Source organism: Betaproteobacteria bacterium, from assembly GCA_016709965.1.
GTDB lineage: Bacteria > Pseudomonadota > Gammaproteobacteria > Burkholderiales > Rhodocyclaceae > Azonexus > Azonexus amarohabitans.
This window is the reverse complement of the sequence record JADJLT010000001.1, coordinates 742501-760751: the sequence shown is the minus strand read 5'-3', so window position 1 is coordinate 760751 and position 18251 is coordinate 742501. Positions and strand designations below refer to the sequence as shown.

The following is an 18251-nucleotide window of genomic DNA, read 5'->3' as shown; positions in this document are numbered from 1 at the left end:
CCCCCTTATGCTTATGTATTCGACCGATTATGCCAGTCAAAAGCTATAGCAAGTTTTGCTAATTTTCCCGTTTCGTGAATTACCAGACGAAGAAAGCCAAAGACCACACCGTCGCCATCAGCCCGACCGGCCACAGCATCGCCAGCCCGGCATTCCATTTTTGGGCATTTTTTCCGGTTGACCGTTGGATTAGCTGAAAGGCCAGCCACAGGCTGCCGAGGCAACCGGTGGTGAGCAGGCCGACTCGGAAATAGGGTAGCCAGCCGAGCCACAGGCGTTCGGCCTTCAAATGCGTGACGGTGAGCATCGACAGGCCGAGGATGACGCTGGCCGCGGCGAGCGGGGTGAGGGCGAGGGTGAAGCGTTGCCAGCTCAGGTGTTCGGTTTTGAGCAGACGGGCGGCGATGGCCGGGCCGATGAGGAGCAGGCTGCCGAGCAGGAAGCCGCCGCCGAGCAGGTAGCCGAGGATCAGCGCGCCGTCGAGCCAGGTGAACAGGTCGCTGGCTTCCGGGTAGTGGGTGAGCAGCCACCAGGGTACGTCGTTGTCAAGCAGGGCGAAGTGGTTGTGGTCGACCAGCCAGTCGGCGGTGGCCAGTTTGATGGCGAGCAGCCAGGGGCTGAGCGTCCATTGGAAAGCGGCGGTGGCAACGCCGAGGACGCCGTAGGCGAGGGTCAGCGCATCCGGCGTTCTGGCCGGGTTGTTGAAATCGAGGATTTCGCTGAACGGCGAGCGGGCCGAGTAGGTGACAGCGCCGCGCTGGCCGGCGCAGCGGCCGCAGCTGTGGCATTCGGAGGCGCTGGTCATGCGGCGGACGTCGAGCAATGGGGCGCAATTGACCGGTTCGAAGTCACCTTGGTGACGATCCCAGGCGGCGCGGTCGACCTTGTAGTGGAGCGGGGCGATCTTGGCGAGCACAGCGAAGACGCCGGAGGCCGGGCACAGGTAGCGGCACCAGATGCGTTTTTCGCGCCCGTAAAGGAGGCCGATGCCGACGGCGGCGACGGTCGAGCCGCCGAGGACCAGCAGCGCCGCTTGCGGGTATTCGTAGACGCTGACCAGTTGGCCGTACACTGTGGTCATGACGAAGGCGACGAAGGGCCAGCCGGTCCATTTGAGCCAGCGCGGCAGCGCCTTGCCCCGGCCGTATTGGCTGACCCATTCGGAAACGGCGCCTTCCGGGCAGAACAGGCCGCACCAGACGCGGCCCATGGTTACGGTGGCGATCATGACGCCCGGCCACCACAAGCCCCAGAAGCAGAATTGCGCGAACAGGCGCAGGTTGTCCCAGATGTGCGCGTCTTCCGGCGGCAAAGGCAAAAACGCCGGGATGATGACCATCGCGGCGTAGAGGGTGACGATCAGCCACTGGATGGCGATGATGGTGCGGCGGTTGTTTCTGAGGAATAGGCCGATTTTTTCCAGACGCCCTTGGGGCTGGCCGTTGGCTTTATGGACCTTGGCGCGGCCGGGGTGGAATTTGATGACCTGTTCGTTGCTCATTTGGCGATGATCAGGCCCTTGCCTGTCTCCAGATGGAATTCGTCAAAGACCTTGTAGCTGCCAGGCTGGAGCGGCTGAAAAACGAGCTTGCGGGTGACGCCGGGGGCCAGCACCAGTTCCTTTTTCAGGTCGTAACTTTCGAATTCCGCCGCGCCTGGATTTTCGTTGCGAACTTCCAGCCGGAACTTGGTGTTGGCCGGTACTTCCAGCGTGGCCGGGATCAGGCGTCCGTCCTTCATGAGTATCTGGTAGGTTGGCAGGTCGTCGGCCATTGCTACGGTCAACCGTAAAAAAAAAAAGGCCAAAAACGAAAATCAGGCGGGCGGTTTTCATGAGCTTTCCTTAGTACGAAATGTTGGCGCGCAGGCCGAGCACCTTGACCGAACTGGCATCCGGATTGGCACCGCCGCGGGTGATCAGCTGGAAATCGGGCGTTACTTCAAATTGCGGCGAGATGCGGTAGCGGTAGTAAATTTCCGCCACTTTCTCGGCCCCCAGCGGCGTGAAGGTAAAGTCGGCCACACCGTCGCCATCCACATCGCCGCTGCCGCCATGGGCGCGATAGGCCGCGCTCGCCTTCAGCCAACTACCGCCAATACCGATGGCGTCGCCGCCCCGGCCCCAGTAGGCGCCGCTGATTTCCCCACCAATCGACAGCGCCTGATTGAACGGCAGTTCGCCCTTGACCAGATTACCGTAGCGGGCAAACAGATTGACGCCGTCGCCGACGCGCTGGTCGATGGAGAGGCCGATGCCGGTATGGCGGCCAGTCGTCACCCCATCCAGTTCGGACACCTGGCTGCGCGTCCAGGCGTAGGCCCGGTAGTTGCCGAGCAGCCCGCCAAACAGACGCAACTGCTTTTCGGCCTGCAACATGGTGAGCGGGGCCGACAAGCTCTTCTGGTAATTCGAGCCCTTGTCGCCGGCACCGAAAACGCCCAGCGACACGCGCCACGGTTCGGCCTTGTTGGTGTTGTTGACATAGGCGGCGATGAAACCGGGCTGGAAGCCGTTGGCATCGACGCCGATTTCGCGCCCTGCATCGAGCAGCGGGTTGTGCACGAAGACGGAGTTCAGGAATTGCTTCGATTCGTCGGCGGCTGCGGTGTTCTGGTCAAAGAAACCGAAGATGTCCATCTTGCCGAAGGTCAGTTCCAGCTTCTCGCGCGAATAGGGCTTGAAGCCGCCGAAGGGCAGCGGAATGGCGGCCTGATACCAGGCCTGGCCGAGGATCGCCACCGAGTCGTCCGGATTGGCGCCACTGGCGCGGAAGGCGACGGCATTCGGCGCGCTGGCAAAATAGCCGAGGCGCGACAGGGCCGCGTTCAAGCCCTGACCCTGACCCATGCGAACGTGGGCGAAGACTTTTTGCTCGATGTCCCCAATCGGGCTGAGCGGCAATTCAACGCTGACATCGGCCCGGTAATTGAGCTGGCTGCCGCCATCGGCGGTGCCGGTGGGCAGGCCGGACGCGTGCTGGGCGACGGTAGTCAGCGCAGCACCGACCTTGATGCCGTCGAGCTTGTCGGCCAGCTTGGCCGACTTCTTCATCTCCAGCACATCCTTTTCGGCGCCCTTCAGGCGTACCGTCAGCTCCGGCTCGTATTGCGACAGACGGGGGCTTTCGAGCCCCTTGGCGATTTCCTCGCTTTCACCCTTGAGCGCTTTGACTTCCTTTTCCAGTTCGGCGTTGCGGGCTTCCAGTTTTTCCATGCGCTCGACCAGCTTTTTCATCGTGGCCTCATCGGCGGCGGCGAGCGCAGGCAGGGCCAGCCCCGCCGCGACGAGCGCAGCGGTGATTTTGGCGAGGCGCATGATCAGTAGCCGCCTTTTTTGCCGATGCCGACGTAGGTGAATTCGTACTCGACTTCAAACGGCTTGAACCACGGGCGAACGCCGGTGGCGCGGTCGGTGTGGCGACCGAAATGCGCGTGCGGATTGGCCGACGGCGGCAGGATGGTGTACTTCACCTTGTACTTGCCGGGGCCGGCCAGCTTGACGTTATCGCCGTAATGCGGGCCGTCGTTGGCGACCATCGGCATGAAGTCGCCGGAAGTCTTGAAGTCGCCGCCGATCTTGCTGACTTCAAACTTGATCATCAGGTAAGGCATCCAGGCGCCTTCCTCAAATCCGTTGGGATTGTTGGCCAGAGCGTGAATGTCGGCTTCGAGGTGGATGTCGGATTCCGACACTTTTTTCATCATGCCGTCCGGTTCCATTTCCACCGGTTGCAGATAGACGGCGGCGATTTCCATGCCGTTGCGTTGCTGCGGCACGCCGATGGGGTATTCGAGGGCGAGGGCCGGGGTGGCGAGGGCGGCGGTCAAGGCCAGCGTGGAAACGAGATTTTTGATAGTCAGCATGATTTATAAACTCCCTGGTTTCTCTGGCTGGCTGGGCATCGCTTGGCTGGCTTGAGGATGATTGAACGTCGAAGTTCTTACTGCGGTGCAGCCCCCGGCTGGGTAACGAAACCGATTTTTGTCAGGCCTGCGCGGCGGGCGGCACTCATCGTTTCGGCCACCGTTTCGTAGCGGGTCGCGCGGTCGGCGCGCAGCTGCATGTCAACGTTGGCATCCTGGGCGACGGCTTCACGGAAGCGGTTTTCGAGGCTGTCACGGTCAACCGGATTTGCCGCCAAAAAAACGCGGTTTTCGGCATCGATGCTGATTTGCAGCGTCAGCGGCTTTTTCGGCGACGGGGCGCTTGAAGCGCGTGGCAGGTCGACCGGCACCTGATGCGTCATCAGCGGCGCCGTGATGATGAAGATGATGAGTAACACCAGCATCACATCGACCAGCGGCGTCATGTTGATGTCCGCCGTCGGCATCGGGTGGTTCTGCGCATTGAAGCTGCCGATAGCCATGCTATGCCGCCTCCGTGGCAACGCGGGCGCGCATCGGATGAATCTGGGCGCTGTTGGCCACAAACGGTTTGCCGACCGTGAAGAAGGCATGCAGGTCGTGGGCGAAGGCGTCGAGGTCGGCCAGAATGACGCGGTTGGCGCGGGTGAAGGCGTTGTAGGCGAAGACGGCGGGCAGGGCGACGGCGAGGCCGGCGGCAGTCATGATCAGCGCCTCGCCAACCGGGCCGGCGACGTTTTCCAGCGCGGCCTGACCAGACAGGCCAATGGCGAGCAGGGCGTGGTAAATGCCCCAGACGGTGCCGAGCAGGCCGACGAAAGGTGCGGTGGCACCGGTCGTGGCGAGCAGGGTGAGGCCGTTTTCCATGCCGGCCTGGGTAGTGGACAGTTGCTGGCGCAGCGCGCGTTCCATTTGTTCGGCCGGGTCGAAACGGGAGGCGAGGCGACCGGTAAGCGCTTCGCAATCGGTGTTGCAGCCGTTGGCCTGGGTCGCCAGTTGGGCGTATGGGCTGTTGGCGCCGGCCTGCTTGAGCAGGGCAATGCCGTCGCCGACGCTGCTTGCCGACCAGAAGGCGGTCAGGGCCCGGGCGGCGCGACGCATCATCCACCAATCGACGGCCTTGGCCAGGACCAGATACCAGCTGATGACGGACATGATGGCCAGGATGACCGCCACGCCGTGCGAAATAGTGTCGCCGCTGGCCCACAGGTGCGCGAAACCGAAGGTGTTTTCCTGCATCTTATTGCTCCAATTTAAAAATAATGGGGACCTGCACCCAGCTCTGAACGGCGATATCGCCCCGTTTGGCCGGAATGAATTTCCAGTTGCGTACGGCCTTCTGCGCCGACGAGTCGAGTCGCTCGCTGCCCGACGACGTTCTGATCTCGATGCTGTCCGCCGTACCCTGCGCATTGACCAACACGCGCAGCACGACCTTGCCTTCCTCGCCCATCCGGCGGGACAGGGGTGGGTAGGGCGGGGCCGGGTTCTTCAGGTAATCGGCATCGAAACGTGCCTGACTGACTGTTTCGGCTGGCGAGGCAGCGGGGGTTGGCCTGGTTTCGATGAGGGCCGGGGCAGCCATCCCGGCGGCGGGCGGATCAATGTTCCGTTGCGTGGCCTCGACGGGGGCGGGGGCAGCAGCCTTGGGTGCTGGTGTCCGCGACACCTTGAGGGGTGGGAGCGGCTTGGCCACTGGCAGTGGCATGGCGATGGGGTCTTTACTCGGATCCAGCGTCTCGAGCAGATCGACGATGAGGGGTAGTTCGATTATCTGCGGTGCGACAGTTTTCGCTGCCAGAAGGATCAGGAAAATGCCGGCATGCAAGCTGATGACCGCCGTCAGCAGGCCGCTGCGTTGGAAAGGTGAGGGGCGGGATAGCGTGTAGCTCATGGTTTGCGGGATTTTTGGCGATCTGAATGGCCTTGCGGCAAGCGGCTATTTGGTCAGGATCAACTTGTTTTCCCGGGTGACGCGCAGCAGGTAGCGCTGCCCGGCGTGTTCGATCTCGACCATCGGGGCGCCACAGAGAATGGATTCACTGCTGATCCGCGGTGTGTTTTCGGGTCCTTTTTCTGTCGGGCAGGGCTCGGGTGTTTGCGCTTGAACGGTCATGGTGGATACCTAATGCAAATAAGAATTGATCGCATCGTCTCGTAAGTAAGAATGTGTGTCAATTACAATTGCGAATCATTCGCAATTAACTTGTTGTTTATTTGCAAATGCGATACATTCGCATTAACGCTCGGTCGATCACCAGCCATTTTCCGTTCCGCCATGTTTCGGTTTGTGTTTCAAGCGCCTGAGCGGAGTATTCAGACCCGGGGATTACTGGACAGGTCCGCGCGATTCCTTTGATTTTTTGTTCGGCAAGCCAGCCTCTGCCAGCCAGCCATTTTTGACTTGACTGAGGACTGCTTGTGAACAACAGCCACCAAATCCCTTTGAAATTTCAGCTCGGCCGGGCACAGTCCATGCCGCTTCATGGCAGGCGACCTGCCAGCCTGATGCCGCTTGGGGCGGTCATGGTCGCCGGTTTGCTTGGCGCGGTCGATGCTGCCGCTGACGAAGAGCAGATGCTGGCGCCGGTGACCGTCAAGGCGACTGCGGAACAGCAGGATCGCTACCTTGGCAGCAAGACCCGTGTCGGCAAGGTGGTGCAGGATCCGCATGATGTGCCGCAGGCGATCACGACGATCACCCGTTCGCTGATGGAAGAACAGGAGGCGAATTCGCTGCGCGAGGCGTTGCGCAATGTCTCCGGCCTGTCCTTCAATGCCGCCGAGGGCGGCCGTTCCGGCGACAACATGATGCTCCGCGGCTTTTATACGTTTGGTGACATGTATCTGGATGGTATCCGTGATACCGCCCAGTACAACCGCGAGGTTTTCAACACCGAGCAGGTCGATGTGCTGCGTGGCGCGGCGGCCATGCTGTTCGGTCGTGGCCAGGCTGGTGGCGTGATCAATCAGGTGAGCAAGACGCCGATGCTGCTTGGTATCAACAAGGCTGGTATCGGGATCGGCAGCAACGATTTTTTTGAAGTGAAGGCTGATTTGAACCAGCGGATCGGTGACAAGGCGGCATTTCGCATCAATGTCATGACGCGCGACGAGGGCAGCACGCGGCGCAATCCGGTAACCGGAACAACGCCGGAAATCCACCGCCAAGGTTTTGCGCCGAACATTGCCTTCGGCATGGGGACGCCCCATGAAGTGACTTTGAGTCACTTGTATCTGGCCACCCAGGACCGCGCCGATTACGGTGTTCCGTTTGACAGCGCGACCAAGCGGCCGAACGCGGCTTATGCCAAGTCAGGCGCCTATTGGGGCGTCGATGGCACCTTTGACGATAGCGAAACCAACATCACGACTCTGAACTACCTGTTCACGATGTCGCCCGATACCCAGTGGCGAACGGTGCTTCGTTCGAGCAACTACAAGCGCGCGTACTGGGCATCGGCGCCGGGCAGCGCCGCGTCATTTGCGACCGGCAGCAGTGCCAAGGTACGACAGACGGCGACCGACAATCTGGTGATTCAGAGCGACCTGAATACGCGCTTCAAGACTTTTGGCATGACGCACGAGCTGGTCACCGGGGTTGAGTATCTGAAGGAAGAGGCAAGACGCTGGAATCTGGCGAATATCGGAAACAGCGGGGTTTACTTCAAGGATGTGGTCGGGTTCACGAACAGCGTGACGGGCCAACTCATCGATTCGCGACCGGTCAATACCTATCAGGGTGATACCTACAGCGCCTACGTTCAGGATTCGATGGAGTTCATCCCAGACTGGAAGCTGACCGCAGGCATTCGGCGTGACGAGATGCGTTCGGACTACGTGGCGGTTGCCCGGACGGGTACTTCGACAATGACGAGCACGCAGTACTCCGGCAACTTCGGCGAGAACAGTTATCGCGTCGGCCTGTCCTGGCAGCCGCAGCCCGACGCGCACTACTACTTGGGCTGGAGCGATTCCTTCAGCCCGACGGCGGATCTCTACCAGCTTTCGGGCAATCAGTATCCGGCGGAACGTTCGGCGGTGACCGAACTGGGCGCCAAGTGGTTGCTGCTCGATGGCGACCTGGCTTTCCGCGTGGCCTTGTACAGCGCGATCAAGGATTGGGAGCGCAACACCGATCTGGAATCGACGGCCAGCATTCTGACCCGAAAACGCCGTTCGAATGGCCTGGAACTGGAGCTGGCCGGTCGTATTACCGACGAATGGGAGGTTTTCAGCGGCCTGTCGCTGATCCGGGCGGAAATTCTTGAAGTGGCGCCGGTGACGGGCAACCCGAACTTTATCGGCAAGGAGCCGCGCAATACGCCGAAGACAACCTTCAACCTGTGGTCGACCTACCGCTTGCCGATGGGTTTCAAGATTGGCGGCGGGGCGGAATTCAAGAGCAAGCGCTACGGTGGCGCGCCGACCGGAACAGCGGCCTTCAACCCGAACTACGTGTCGTCGTATGTGCGCTGGGATGCCATGGTGACCTACGAGCAGCCGAAGTATTCAATCAAGTTCAATGTCCAGAACATTTTCGACAAGCTGTATTACGACGCGCTCTACGATAACGGCGGCTTTACCGTCCCCGGCCAGGCTCGGCGTTTCATCCTTAGCGGCGAGTTCAGATTCTGAGTATCTGGCCGTCGGCCCATCCTGGGATGGGCGTTTTCTGAACCGGCCCGGATTTCGATTTTGGCCAAAATTTCCGGTTGACCGTAGCAATGATGGATAAGTCATGAAAATGAAGCGACGTGAGTTTCTGAAGCTGTTCGGCGCCATGGCAGTGATGCCGCAGGCTGGATTGTCATGGGCCGGGCAAGACGCGCCGAAGGGGGCAACAATTGCTGCTGCCTGGCGTGGCCCCAATGCCGACGATACTTATTACGCCGGTGTGCTGGCCGCGGACTGGGCGCGCAAAAAAATGGAAATCCGCCACGCCGTAGCTTTGCCGACACGCCCGCACGGCCTGACGCCGGAAGCCGATGGCAGCCTGCTGGTGACTGGTGTGCGCCCAGGGGGATGGCTGATGCGCATCGACCGTGACGGCAAGCAAGTCCAGCTGATCGACCTCGCCAACGAAAGCTCAAACGCCCGGCTGAACGGTCACGTTGTGGTAAGTGCCCGTGGCGACGTGATCTACACGACGGAAACGGACAGCAAGAGCGGACGTGGCCTGATCGGCGTGCGCGACCGCAGGAGCCTGAAAAAACTGGCCGAGTGGGACAGCCACGGTCAGGAGCCGCATCAGTTGCTGCTCGACGACACCGGGCACCTGATGATCGCCAACGGCGGCATCCCGCGTACGGCAAACGACAAAAAATACGATCTGCACCGTATGGAGTCATCGCTGGTCAGGCTCGATGGCCAGAATGGCGGCCTGCTGCGTCAATGGACGCTGGATGACCGTCGCCTCAGCCTGCGCCACCTGGCCTGGAGCCGCAGCCCGGCGGCCAACAAAAATTTCCTCGGCGTTGCCATGCAGGCCGAACATGACGATCCTGTCGCGCGTATGGCGGCGCCGATTCTTGCCGTGCTCAACGGGGACGAACTGTGCATACCAACCCGGGTCAGCGATGGCGCCGGCTATGCCGGTGATATTGCCCCCGCCTACAACGGCGGATTTGCCCTGTCGAGCAATCAGGTCGGGCTGACCCAGTTGTGGCATCCGGGCCAGCCGGACAAGCTGACGCGCATCGTCGAGTTGCAGGAAGCCTACGCCCTGACCGGTTGGGAGGGCCCCGATCCCGGCGGAGGCGTACTGGTTTCCACGGCCTTGGGATTGGTTCGCTGGCACCCGAGCGCCAAGCCGGCCCTGTTGCCCTGGCCGGAGAAAATGGCGGTGGACAATCACTGGGTGCTAATCGACGAAGCCTGATCGGTTCATCGGACGCTGATGCCAACATGAAAAAAGCCACGGACTGGCCGTGGCTTTTGGTGTGATGCTGGCTGAACGTGATCAGCGGTCGGCGAAGCTCTTTTTCTTGAAGCTGCGCTCGCCGTCGAACTTGCGTTCGGTGCTGGCGCCGCCATCCTGACGACCTTCGTCCGGACGCAGGTTGATCGGCACACCGCGGACGCGGGTGCGTTTCAGGGCGTTGGAAGCTTCGCCCGGCATGCCGGCCGGCAATTCAACCGTGCTCGACTCGTCGTAGAGGGCGATGCGGCCGATGAAGCGGCTTTCGATGCCGGCTTCGTTGGCAATGGCGCCGACGATGTCCTTGACCTGAACGCCGTGATCCCTGCCCACATCGATGCGGTAACGCACCATGTCGCCGCTCGGCGCCGAACGGGTCGGGCGCTCTTCGCGACGCGGACGCTCGCCACGGTTCTCGAAGCTGGGCTTGTCGCCACGATCGGCACGCGGCTTGCGTTCATCACGTTCGCCAAAGCTGCCCGGACGCGGGCGGCTGTCACGGCTGTCGAAGGAGGGGGCCGGGGCGGGACGCGGGTCTTCACCGACGATCTGCAGCGGTTTGCCTTCCTGGGCCATCATGGCCAGCGCGGCGGCAACTTCCTCGGCGCCGACGTTTTGCTCTTCGGCAATTTGCGAGACGATGTTGGAGAAGAAATCGAGGCCTTCGGCGTTGAGCACTTCAACGACCTTTTGCTTGAAGTCGGCAACGCGCTTGTTGGTCACGTCGGCACGGCTGGGCAGCGTTAGCGGCGCGATCGGCGAACGCGTGGCACGCTCGATGGTGCGCAGCATGCGGATTTCACGCGGCGCAACAAACAGGATGGCGTTACCGGTGCGACCGGCGCGGCCGGTACGGCCGATGCGGTGCACGTAGGCTTCGGTGTCGTACGGGATGTCGTAGTTGACGACGTGGCTGACGCGCGGCACGTCGATGCCGCGAGCGGCAACGTCGGTGGCGATGACGATATCGAGGGCGCCGGACTTCAACTGCTCGATGACGCGTTCGCGCATCTGCTGGTTGAGGTCGCCGTTCAGGGCGGCGGCAGCGTAACCACGGGCCGACAGCTTGTCAGCCAGTTCGACGGTGGCCGTCTTGGTGCGGACGAAGATGATGGCGGCGTCGAAGTCTTCTTCTACTTCGAGGATGCGGGTCAGGGCGTCCAGCTTGTGCATGCCGGAAACCTGCCAGTAAACCTGACGGATGGCGGCAACAGTGGCGGTGGCCGACTTGATCTTGATTTCACGCGGCTCGACCAGATATTTCTGGGCAACGCGGCGAATCTGTTCCGGCATGGTGGCCGAGAACAGCGCGGTCTGGTGCTGGGCCGGGGTGCGTTCGAGAATCCACTCGACGTCGTCGATGAAGCCCATGCGCAGCATTTCGTCGGCTTCGTCGAGCACCATGGTCTTCAGGTTGTCGAGGTTGAGCGTCTTGCGCTCGAGGTGGTCCATGACGCGACCCGGGGTGCCGACGATGACGTGGGCGCCGCGCGACAGCTGCTTCAACTGGATGGTGTAGCTCTGGCCGCCGTAGATCGGCAGGACGTGGAAGCCGGGCAGGTTCTTGGCGTAGGTTTGCAGGGCTTCGGCAACCTGAATGGCCAGTTCGCGCGTCGGCGTCAGGATCAGCGCCTGCGGCTTCATCAGCTTGACGTCGATCTGTTCCATGAGCGGCAGGGCGAAAGCGGCGGTCTTGCCGGTGCCGGTCTGGGCCATGCCGATCAGGTCATGGCCTTCGAGCAGGACCGGGATACATTGGGCCTGGATCGGCGACGGGGTTTCGTAGCCGATTTCGATCAGTGTTTTGAGGAGCGTTTCGCTTAAGCCGAGATCGGCGAAGCTGTCGGGAGTAGACGACATAGATGCTGTTTCCTTTCATCGTCGCCATTCACATTGTTTTAACCGGCGACGGATTGGCCCGATGGTCGGGCGGCCTGAGTACCCCGATGCAGCCATACCGGGGGCGAATCAATGGGGTGAACCTGCAAACAAAACCTACTTGAACCGGGGGCTGCTCGGAACTACTGCGGGCGGTGCATCAACGCATTGATCTGATTATTCTACCTTTTTTTTGCAAGGGCCGCCAGTTCACCGGCACTGAAACCGGCTGCCAACCGCGCGGATTCGTTCATTTTTCCTTGCGGCCAGGGCGCTTGATAACGGGTTAGCAGGTCGAGGTAGGTGCTTTCGGGTTCAATCCCGCGCTCGGCGCAGAGGTAGCGAAACCAGCGATCGCCCAGTCCGACATGGGTGATTTCGTCGCGCAAAATGATGTCGAGTACGCGGGCGCTTTCGTGGTCGCCCACTTGCTCCAGTTTCATCTGGATGGGGGGTGTGGCATCGAGGCCGCGCGCTTCGAGCAGGCGTGGTACCAGCGCCATGCGGGCGAGGACGTCGTCAGCGGTTTTTTCGGCCATGTCCCACAGTCCGGCATGGGCGGGGAAGTCGCCGTAGTCGTAACCGAGCGATTGCAGGCGGTCGCGGAGCAGCATGAAGTGTTCCGCTTCTTCGGCCGCGACGCCAATCCAGTCGGCGTAATAGGCTTGCGGAAGGCCGCGAAAGCGGGCGGCGTGGTCAAGGGCAAGGTTGATGGCCGAAAATTCAATGTGCACGATGGCGTGGAGCAGCCGGGCACGCCCTTCCAGTGTGCCTGGGCTGCGATTCGGCACGTCTTTGTGGGGCAAAAGCGCTGGCTTGTCCGGGCGGCCGCACATCAACTCGGCTGGCAAAGCGTCCCGGTAGTCGAGTTTGCCAGCTTGCCAGTCGGTGGCCAGTGTTGCGGTCAACGCGACTTTTGGGCCAATTTCGGAAACTGCCAGGGCTTCGGCAAGGCGGCCAAACATGGATTCCATCAGGGCGCCGGATTGGTGTAACGGAGATGGATGGCGTCAATGTCCGCCAGGATGTCGGGCGACATCGGTGTCTGCATGGCCGGCAGCGTTTCTTTCAATTGTGCCAGCGACGAGGCGCCAATGATGGTGCTGGTGACGAACCAGCGGGACCGGGTGAAGCCCAGCGCCAGTTGCAATGGCGTCAGGCCATGCTTCGTAGCCAGATCGGCATAGGCCTGGACGGCGGCTGGCACGTTGGGCTTGTTGAAGCGCTGACCAAAGGCTGGCCACTGGGTCAGGCGACCGGGCGCATTGGGCGTTGTCAGGTATTTGCCGGTCAGATGGCCAAAGGCCAGCGGGGAATAGGCGAGCAGTCCAATTTTTTGACGATGACAGACTTCCACCAGACTGGTTTCGAAAGTCCGGTTGAGCAGGCTGTAGGAGTTTTGCGTCCACGCAATGCGCGGCAGGCCGAGTTCATCTGCCAGCCGGGTAAATTCCATGATGCCCCAGGGGTGCTCGTTGGAGACGCCGATCTGGCGAACCTTGCCTTCTTGTACCAGTTCGGCCAGCGCTTCGAGCTGTTCGCGAATGGGTGTGCATTCCCTGTCGTTTTGGGGTTCGAATTTCCACTGACCGAACATGGGCTGGTTGCGTTCTGGCCAGTGCAATTGATAGAGGTCGACGTAATCGGTCTGCAGGCGCTGCAGCGAGCCGTCGATGGCGGCGCGGATGTTGGCACGATCCAGTGCCGGCGGACCGTTGCGAATCCAGGAGAGATTACGGCTCGGGCCGGCGACTTTGGTCGAGATCAATACTTGCTCTCTCGGCTGGCTCTTGAGCCAGCGACCGACGATGCTTTCCGAGGCACCATAGGTCTCGGCGCGAGTCGGGACGGCGTACATTTCCGCGGTGTCGAAGAAGTTGATTCCGGCTGCCAGCGCGAAATCGAGCTGGGCGTGGGCATCGGCCTCGCTGGTCTGTTCGCCGAAGGTCATGGTGCCGAGGCAGACTTCGGGGACTTTCAAGGGGCTGCCGCCAAGGGGATTGATCAGGAATGGGGTCATTGGAATATTCCGAATTCGGGCAAAAATCAGGGTTGACCGCAGAGGACGCCATAAATCAGCACATGGCGATTCAAGACAGTGTCAAATCCCGCCGGCACAATGGCCAGGCGGTGCGCTTGAGGATCGGGACAGTTGCCTTCCGCCCAGTTCCGCGCGGCCGAATAGGCTTCGTCAAAGCTCGGGAAAAGGCCGCGCAGTGCTGGCGAGCGGATCGGTAAGAAGGTGTTTGAATCGCGGTCCAGCACGGTGTCGGTATCGAGCATCTGTACTGCGTAACCGGCGGGTGGTCGAGGAAGCGGCAGTTTGCGGAGATCGAAGCGATCACCAAAGGCATCGACAGGAAATGAAGAATTGGCCATACCGTATTTTAGCGGGAAGGGCTTCACTGAGCGCCGGTTGGACGTGCCAGGTGCTAAAATCAATGGCTGTAATAATAACTTCACGGAACTGTCATGTTCGGACGCTTGATGCCCAGGGAGGGCAAGTATTTCGATCTGTTCAACTCGCATGCCGCGTTGATTGCGCTGGGTGGAACGGCTTTATCCAATATGATCGGCGCGTTGGTGGACCATCCGGAGAAGGCACCGCTTTATGCCGAGGAAATCGATACCCTTGAGCGCAAGGCCGATGCTATTACCCATGACACGCTGGCGCAGTTGCACACTGCGTTCATTACTCCCTTTGATCGGGACGAAATTCATCAACTGATCAATGGCATGGATGACATTCTGGATATCATGCAGGATGTTGCCGAGTCGATGTCGCTGTACGACATCAACCGAGTCCCGCCTGAGGCCAAGGTGATGGCAGTAGTGACCGAGAATTGCTGCATTTGCGTGCGGTCGGTAGTCAAGCTGTTGCACAGCATGGATAACGCACCAGCCATTCTGAAACTTTGCCATGAGATCAACGAGTTGGAGTCCGAAGCAGACCGTTCGTTGCGTTCTGCCATGTCAAAAATCTTCCGCGAAGAGCCGGATGTTCGCGAGGTGGTCAAGCTCAAGGAAATCTACGAACTGCTCGAATCGGTAACCGATCGTTGCAAGGATGTGGCTAGCACGGTCGAGGCCATCGTTCTTGAGAATTCCTGAGCGGATCGCTCGCTATGGACACCCTTAATATCAGTCTCGGGGTTGTCGTTACCCTGGTGGTCGTGGCCTTGCTGTTCGACTTCATGAACGGCTTTCACGATGCAGCGAATTCAATTGCTACCATCGTTTCGACACGCGTTCTCAAGCCGCATCAGGCGGTGATCTGGGCGGCGGCATTCAATTTCATCGCCTATTTCCTGTTTCCGCTCAAGGTGGCCCTGACCATCGGCAAAGGCACCATCGACCCCTCCATTGTTGATCACTACATTATCTTCGGCGCTCTGGTCGGGGCCATTATCTGGAATATTATTACCTGGTACTACGGCATTCCGTCGTCCTCGTCGCATGCACTGGTTGGCGGTCTGGTCGGGGCGGCCATGGCCAAGGCAGGTATTGGCGGCCTGGTTTCAGCTGGCGTGCTGAAGATCATTGCCTTCATTTTCGTCGCCCCGTTCCTCGGCTTTATGATTGGTGGCACCTTGATGGTAATTGTCTCTTGGATTTGCCGAGACATGGCGCCACGCAAGGTGGACAAGCATTTTCGGCGTCTCCAGTTGCTGTCGGCGGCTGCTTACAGTCTGGGTCATGGCGGAAATGACGCGCAAAAGACGGTCGGTATCATCTGGATGTTGCTGATTGCGGCCGGAATCTCAAAAACAACCGACTCAATCCCCGCTTGGGTAGTTTTGGCCTGCTACAGCGCCATGGGTTTGGGTACCATGTTTGGAGGCTGGCGCATCGTCAAGACGATGGGTAATCGCATTACCAAGCTGAATCAGGCGCGTGGTTTCTGCGCTAACAGCGGTGGTGCAATCACCCTATTTCTAGCCACTGCTTTCGGTATCCCTGTTTCAACCACGCACACTATTACAGGTGCCATTGCTGGCGTCGGTTCTACACGTGGTGCGCGGGCCGTACGCTGGGGCGTCGCCGGGGGAATCGTCTGGGCGTGGATTCTGACTATTCCTTGCAGTGCGGCCATGGCCGCTCTTGCCTGGTATGTCGGCACCCTGATTCTTTGATTCTCAGGGTTGTCGCCTATGGATTCCTATTAGCCATGCTGGCAGGAATCGTTTGGCTGGTTCCGGTACTTTGGGAGCTTGCTCTTGTCGGCGCCATCGGCGGAATCTACTGGTTTTTCTTCCGCATCCCGGCTGAAAGTGACTAGGCCGGTATATCCGGCACCAGCATCTCTTCAAGTTGAATAATACGGTCCTTCAATAACAGCTTCCGTTTCTTCAGCCGGCGAATCAATAAATCTTCCGGGGGCGGACTGTCGATCAGGTGGTTAATGACCTGATCGAGATCGCGATGTTCCACCTGCAGTTCATGCAATTGGGCGCGAACTTCGCTGATCTCCGTCTCGCTCAGCGGGTGAAGGGACATTTCGGCTCCTGATGACTTCTTTTGTTTTGCTAGAATACCTTGAACCGATTAGCGGAGGAGAGGAAATGCAACATCACGTGATTGTTTCGTTCGGAAAAGAAAAAGAATTCGAATTCAAATTTTCAGGTGCTGCCCTGCCTGAAGAGGCGCGCAGATGGTTTGACCATGAGTTCACCGTCCTTGAGTGTGACGTTGCAACGCCTACCGGGAAGATTCTTGCAGTCGACCGCATATTAAGTGTTGCGAAATATGCTGGTGAAGTTCGTTTCGAAAGTCAGCACACTTGGGCAGAGCAATTCGCAAAATACACTGTGGCTCTGCTCGGGCGTGAGCTTATTCGAGTTGACGTTGAGCATTACAGCATTGGCTATTGATGAACAAGGCGTTCGTCAGGGAAAGTGACAGTGATGATGAAGAAGAGCTTCAGCCTGCACTGAAACTTCCTGCCGGGACGCGCAACTACATTACGCCGGCCGGGCATGCGCGTCTGAAGGATGAGCTTGAGCACTTGGTCAAACGCGAGCGTCCGCATGTGGTTGAGATTGTCGCTTGGGCTGCGTCAAATGGGGATCGCTCCGAAAACGGTGACTATATATATGGCAAACGGCGATTAAGGGAAATCGATCGCAGAATCCGTTTTTTGACCAAGCGCCTGGAGATCGCCGAAATAGTCGATCCATTGCGTCAGGGAAGTAACGATCAAGTCTTCTTTGGTGCCCGCGTCACCGTGGCAGATATCGAAGGTGTAGAGAACACCTATACGATCGTTGGTGTCGATGAGGCGGATGTGTCGCAAGGGCGTATCAGCTGGATTTCTCCCTTGGCCCGTGCGCTGATCAAGGCGCGTGAGGGCGACTCGATTCGTTTCCAAAGCCCATTAGGTATTCGAGAGCTCGATATCATCGAGGTCAGATACCAAGAAATCGCCTGAAAAAGCTATTTCTGTAGGCGACCTGAAGATTATTTTCAATTTAAGTTGACGGTGTGGAATTAGTCTGTAGAATGCGCACCTCTCCTGCGGTGCCGGGTGTTTTCGGCGGTTTTGGGGGGCAAGCGAAGAAAGAAGATTTTTCAGAAACGCTTGACGGGAAGTGAGGTTTGCTTCATAATCTTGCCTCTCTGCTGCAGACGGATCGAAAGAAACGGCGCGGCGAAGAAAGAAGTTCTTTAACAATTTGGACAACCGATAGGTGTGGGTGCCTTGATGCTAGTGACTTCGGTCACGCAAAAGTATTAAAGGCAATCACACGGATGGAGAGATCCATCGAGGTAGAAGTAACATTCTACCGTCAGTGAATTGTGAGTAGTAATGTTGGATTAAACTGAAGAGTTTGATCCTGGCTCAGATTGAACGCTGGCGGCATGCCTTACACATGCAAGTCGAACGGCAGCACGGGAGCAATCCTGGTGGCGAGTGGCGAACGGGTGAGTAATGTATCGGAACGTACCTTTCAGTGGGGGATAACGTAGCGAAAGTTACGCTAATACCGCATATTCTGTGAGCAGGAAAGCAGGGGATCGCAAGACCTTGCGCTGATTGAGCGGCCGATATCAGATTAGCTAGTTGGTGAGGTAAAGGCTCACCAAGGCGACGATCTGTAGCGGGTCTGAGAGGATGATCCGCCACACTGGAACTGAGACACGGTCCAGACTCCTACGGGAGGCAGCAGTGGGGAATTTTGGACAATGGGCGCAAGCCTGATCCAGCCATGCCGCGTGAGTGAAGAAGGCCTTCGGGTTGTAAAGCTCTTTCAGCCGGGAAGAAAACGCATGGGTTAATACCCTGTGTGGATGACGGTACCGGAATAAGAAGCACCGGCTAACTACGTGCCAGCAGCCGCGGTAATACGTAGGGTGCGAGCGTTAATCGGAATTACTGGGCGTAAAGCGTGCGCAGGCGGTTTGTTAAGATAGGCGTGAAATCCCCGGGCTCAACCTGGGAACTGCGTTTATGACTGGCAGACTAGAGTCTGGCAGAGGGGGTGGAATTCCACGTGTAGCAGTGAAATGCGTAGAGATGTGGAGGAACACCGATGGCGAAGGCAGCCCCTGGGCCAATACTGACGCTCATGCACGAAAGCGTGGGTAGCAA

The 18251-nt window shown here is 59.3% G+C and carries 19 protein-coding genes and 1 rRNA gene (1 of these 20 running past the window's edge); 7 read left to right on the top strand and 13 right to left on the bottom strand.

What is annotated here, in order from left to right; all coding sequences use genetic code 11:
- Positions 1-79: 79 nt before the first annotated feature.
- The 8 genes from IPJ12_03850 to IPJ12_03815 all read right to left on the bottom strand — a co-directional run bounded on the left by IPJ12_03850 (position 80) and on the right by IPJ12_03815 (position 5980).
- Positions 80-1423: a 4Fe-4S binding protein gene (locus IPJ12_03850; protein MBK7646302.1), complete on the bottom strand. Its 1344-nt coding sequence runs from the start codon at positions 1421-1423 to the stop codon at positions 80-82.
- Between the two features lie 74 nt (positions 1424-1497).
- Positions 1498-1773 carry a cupredoxin domain-containing protein gene (locus tag IPJ12_03845; protein MBK7646301.1) on the bottom strand — a complete coding sequence of 92 codons (276 nt, stop codon included), beginning with the start codon at positions 1771-1773 and terminating at the stop codon, positions 1498-1500.
- A gap of 70 nt (positions 1774-1843) precedes the next feature.
- The gene (locus IPJ12_03840) at positions 1844-3316 is read right to left on the bottom strand and encodes a carbohydrate porin (GenBank protein MBK7646300.1); all 1473 of its coding nucleotides are present in this window, start codon (positions 3314-3316) and stop codon (positions 1844-1846) included.
- A 2-nt stretch (positions 3317-3318) separates the two neighbouring features.
- Positions 3319-3864 (bottom strand): iron transporter, encoded by a 546-nt coding sequence (locus IPJ12_03835; GenBank protein MBK7646299.1) that lies wholly within the window; start codon positions 3862-3864, stop codon positions 3319-3321.
- Positions 3865-3941: 77 nt separating this feature from the next.
- Entirely contained in the window at positions 3942-4367 is a 426-nt protein-coding gene (locus IPJ12_03830; protein ID MBK7646298.1) for a biopolymer transporter ExbD, read from the bottom strand.
- A 1-nt stretch (position 4368) separates the two neighbouring features.
- Positions 4369-5103, bottom strand: a complete 735-nt coding sequence (locus IPJ12_03825) for a MotA/TolQ/ExbB proton channel family protein (GenBank protein MBK7646297.1) — start codon at positions 5101-5103, stop codon at positions 4369-4371.
- 1 nt (position 5104) lies between these two features.
- Positions 5105-5758, bottom strand: coding sequence for an energy transducer TonB (locus IPJ12_03820; GenBank protein MBK7646296.1), 654 nt, complete (start codon positions 5756-5758; stop codon positions 5105-5107).
- Positions 5759-5803: 45 nt separating this feature from the next.
- Positions 5804-5980: a hemin uptake protein HemP gene (locus IPJ12_03815; GenBank protein ID MBK7646295.1), complete on the bottom strand. Its 177-nt coding sequence runs from the start codon at positions 5978-5980 to the stop codon at positions 5804-5806.
- Between the two features lie 359 nt (positions 5981-6339).
- On the opposite strand from IPJ12_03815, the gene IPJ12_03810 reads away from it, so the two are divergent.
- Together IPJ12_03810 and IPJ12_03805 are read left to right on the top strand one after the other, a co-directional pair.
- Positions 6340-8502, top strand: a complete 2163-nt coding sequence (locus IPJ12_03810; protein ID MBK7646294.1) for a TonB-dependent siderophore receptor — start codon at positions 6340-6342, stop codon at positions 8500-8502.
- A gap of 103 nt (positions 8503-8605) precedes the next feature.
- Positions 8606-9745 carry a DUF1513 domain-containing protein gene (locus IPJ12_03805; GenBank protein MBK7646293.1) on the top strand — a complete coding sequence of 380 codons (1140 nt, stop codon included), beginning with the start codon at positions 8606-8608 and terminating at the stop codon, positions 9743-9745.
- Positions 9746-9826: 81 nt separating this feature from the next.
- Here IPJ12_03805 and IPJ12_03800 read toward each other — a convergent pair whose 3' ends face one another.
- The 4 genes from IPJ12_03800 to IPJ12_03785 form a co-directional block, all read right to left on the bottom strand.
- On the bottom strand, positions 9827-11644 hold the full coding sequence (locus IPJ12_03800) for a DEAD/DEAH box helicase (protein MBK7646292.1): 1818 nt from the start codon (positions 11642-11644) through the stop codon (positions 9827-9829).
- Positions 11645-11844: 200 nt separating this feature from the next.
- Complete coding sequence (locus tag IPJ12_03795) at positions 11845-12636, bottom strand: ferritin-like domain-containing protein (GenBank protein ID MBK7646291.1); 792 nt, start codon at positions 12634-12636, stop codon at positions 11845-11847.
- Positions 12636-13682, bottom strand: a complete 1047-nt coding sequence (locus IPJ12_03790; GenBank protein ID MBK7646290.1) for an aldo/keto reductase — start codon at positions 13680-13682, stop codon at positions 12636-12638. Before IPJ12_03790 ends, IPJ12_03795 begins: the two co-directional genes overlap by 1 nt.
- 26 nt (positions 13683-13708) lie before the next feature.
- On the bottom strand, positions 13709-14041 hold the full coding sequence (locus IPJ12_03785) for a hypothetical protein (GenBank protein MBK7646289.1): 333 nt from the start codon (positions 14039-14041) through the stop codon (positions 13709-13711).
- Positions 14042-14134: 93 nt separating this feature from the next.
- Between IPJ12_03785 and IPJ12_03780 the strand changes: the two genes are divergently transcribed.
- Entirely contained in the window at positions 14135-14773 is a 639-nt protein-coding gene (locus IPJ12_03780) for a DUF47 domain-containing protein (protein MBK7646288.1), read from the top strand.
- Positions 14774-14787: 14 nt separating this feature from the next.
- Entirely contained in the window at positions 14788-15795 is a 1008-nt protein-coding gene (locus IPJ12_03775; GenBank protein MBK7646287.1) for an inorganic phosphate transporter, read from the top strand.
- Positions 15796-15937: 142 nt separating this feature from the next.
- Here the strand turns inward: IPJ12_03775 and IPJ12_03770 are convergent, their stop codons facing one another.
- Complete coding sequence (locus IPJ12_03770; GenBank protein MBK7646286.1) at positions 15938-16159, bottom strand: DUF465 domain-containing protein; 222 nt, start codon at positions 16157-16159, stop codon at positions 15938-15940.
- 65 nt (positions 16160-16224) lie between these two features.
- On the opposite strand from IPJ12_03770, the gene IPJ12_03765 reads away from it, so the two are divergent.
- The 3 genes from IPJ12_03765 to IPJ12_03755 form a co-directional block, all read left to right on the top strand.
- Positions 16225-16533 carry a hypothetical protein gene (locus IPJ12_03765; GenBank protein MBK7646285.1) on the top strand — a complete coding sequence of 103 codons (309 nt, stop codon included), beginning with the start codon at positions 16225-16227 and terminating at the stop codon, positions 16531-16533.
- Positions 16533-17090: a transcription elongation factor GreB gene (greB, locus tag IPJ12_03760; protein MBK7646284.1), complete on the top strand. Its 558-nt coding sequence runs from the start codon at positions 16533-16535 to the stop codon at positions 17088-17090. The genes IPJ12_03765 and greB overlap by 1 nt, the downstream gene beginning before the upstream one ends.
- 388 nt (positions 17091-17478) lie before the next feature.
- A 16S ribosomal RNA gene (locus IPJ12_03755) occupies positions 17479-18251 on the top strand; it runs 763 nt beyond the window's last position.

What these genes read in the sequence shown, in the direction of transcription:
- IPJ12_03845 (MBK7646301.1), bottom strand. Translation starts at nt 1,773, where the DNA reads ATGGCCGACGACCTGCCAACCTACCAGATACTCATGAAGGACGGACGC.
- IPJ12_03835 (MBK7646299.1), bottom strand. Translation starts at nt 3,864, where the DNA reads ATGCTGACTATCAAAAATCTCGTTTCCACGCTGGCCTTGACCGCCGCC.
- IPJ12_03805 (MBK7646293.1), top strand. Translation starts at nt 8,606, where the DNA reads ATGAAAATGAAGCGACGTGAGTTTCTGAAGCTGTTCGGCGCCATGGCA.
- IPJ12_03795 (MBK7646291.1), bottom strand. Translation starts at nt 12,636, where the DNA reads ATGGAATCCATGTTTGGCCGCCTTGCCGAAGCCCTGGCAGTTTCCGAA.
- IPJ12_03785 (MBK7646289.1), bottom strand. Translation starts at nt 14,041, where the DNA reads ATGGCCAATTCTTCATTTCCTGTCGATGCCTTTGGTGATCGCTTCGAT.
- IPJ12_03790 (MBK7646290.1), bottom strand. Translation starts at nt 13,682, where the DNA reads ATGACCCCATTCCTGATCAATCCCCTTGGCGGCAGCCCCTTGAAAGTC.
- IPJ12_03775 (MBK7646287.1), top strand. Translation starts at nt 14,788, where the DNA reads ATGGACACCCTTAATATCAGTCTCGGGGTTGTCGTTACCCTGGTGGTC.
- IPJ12_03815 (MBK7646295.1), bottom strand. Translation starts at nt 5,980, where the DNA reads ATGACCGTTCAAGCGCAAACACCCGAGCCCTGCCCGACAGAAAAAGGA.
- IPJ12_03780 (MBK7646288.1), top strand. Translation starts at nt 14,135, where the DNA reads ATGTTCGGACGCTTGATGCCCAGGGAGGGCAAGTATTTCGATCTGTTC.
- IPJ12_03820 (MBK7646296.1), bottom strand. Translation starts at nt 5,758, where the DNA reads ATGAGCTACACGCTATCCCGCCCCTCACCTTTCCAACGCAGCGGCCTG.
- IPJ12_03765 (MBK7646285.1), top strand. Translation starts at nt 16,225, where the DNA reads ATGCAACATCACGTGATTGTTTCGTTCGGAAAAGAAAAAGAATTCGAA.
- IPJ12_03770 (MBK7646286.1), bottom strand. Translation starts at nt 16,159, where the DNA reads ATGTCCCTTCACCCGCTGAGCGAGACGGAGATCAGCGAAGTTCGCGCC.
- greB (MBK7646284.1), top strand. Translation starts at nt 16,533, where the DNA reads ATGAACAAGGCGTTCGTCAGGGAAAGTGACAGTGATGATGAAGAAGAG.
- IPJ12_03840 (MBK7646300.1), bottom strand. Translation starts at nt 3,316, where the DNA reads ATGCGCCTCGCCAAAATCACCGCTGCGCTCGTCGCGGCGGGGCTGGCC.
- IPJ12_03810 (MBK7646294.1), top strand. Translation starts at nt 6,340, where the DNA reads ATGCCGCTTCATGGCAGGCGACCTGCCAGCCTGATGCCGCTTGGGGCG.
- IPJ12_03825 (MBK7646297.1), bottom strand. Translation starts at nt 5,103, where the DNA reads ATGCAGGAAAACACCTTCGGTTTCGCGCACCTGTGGGCCAGCGGCGAC.
- IPJ12_03800 (MBK7646292.1), bottom strand. Translation starts at nt 11,644, where the DNA reads ATGTCGTCTACTCCCGACAGCTTCGCCGATCTCGGCTTAAGCGAAACG.
- IPJ12_03830 (MBK7646298.1), bottom strand. Translation starts at nt 4,367, where the DNA reads ATGGCTATCGGCAGCTTCAATGCGCAGAACCACCCGATGCCGACGGCG.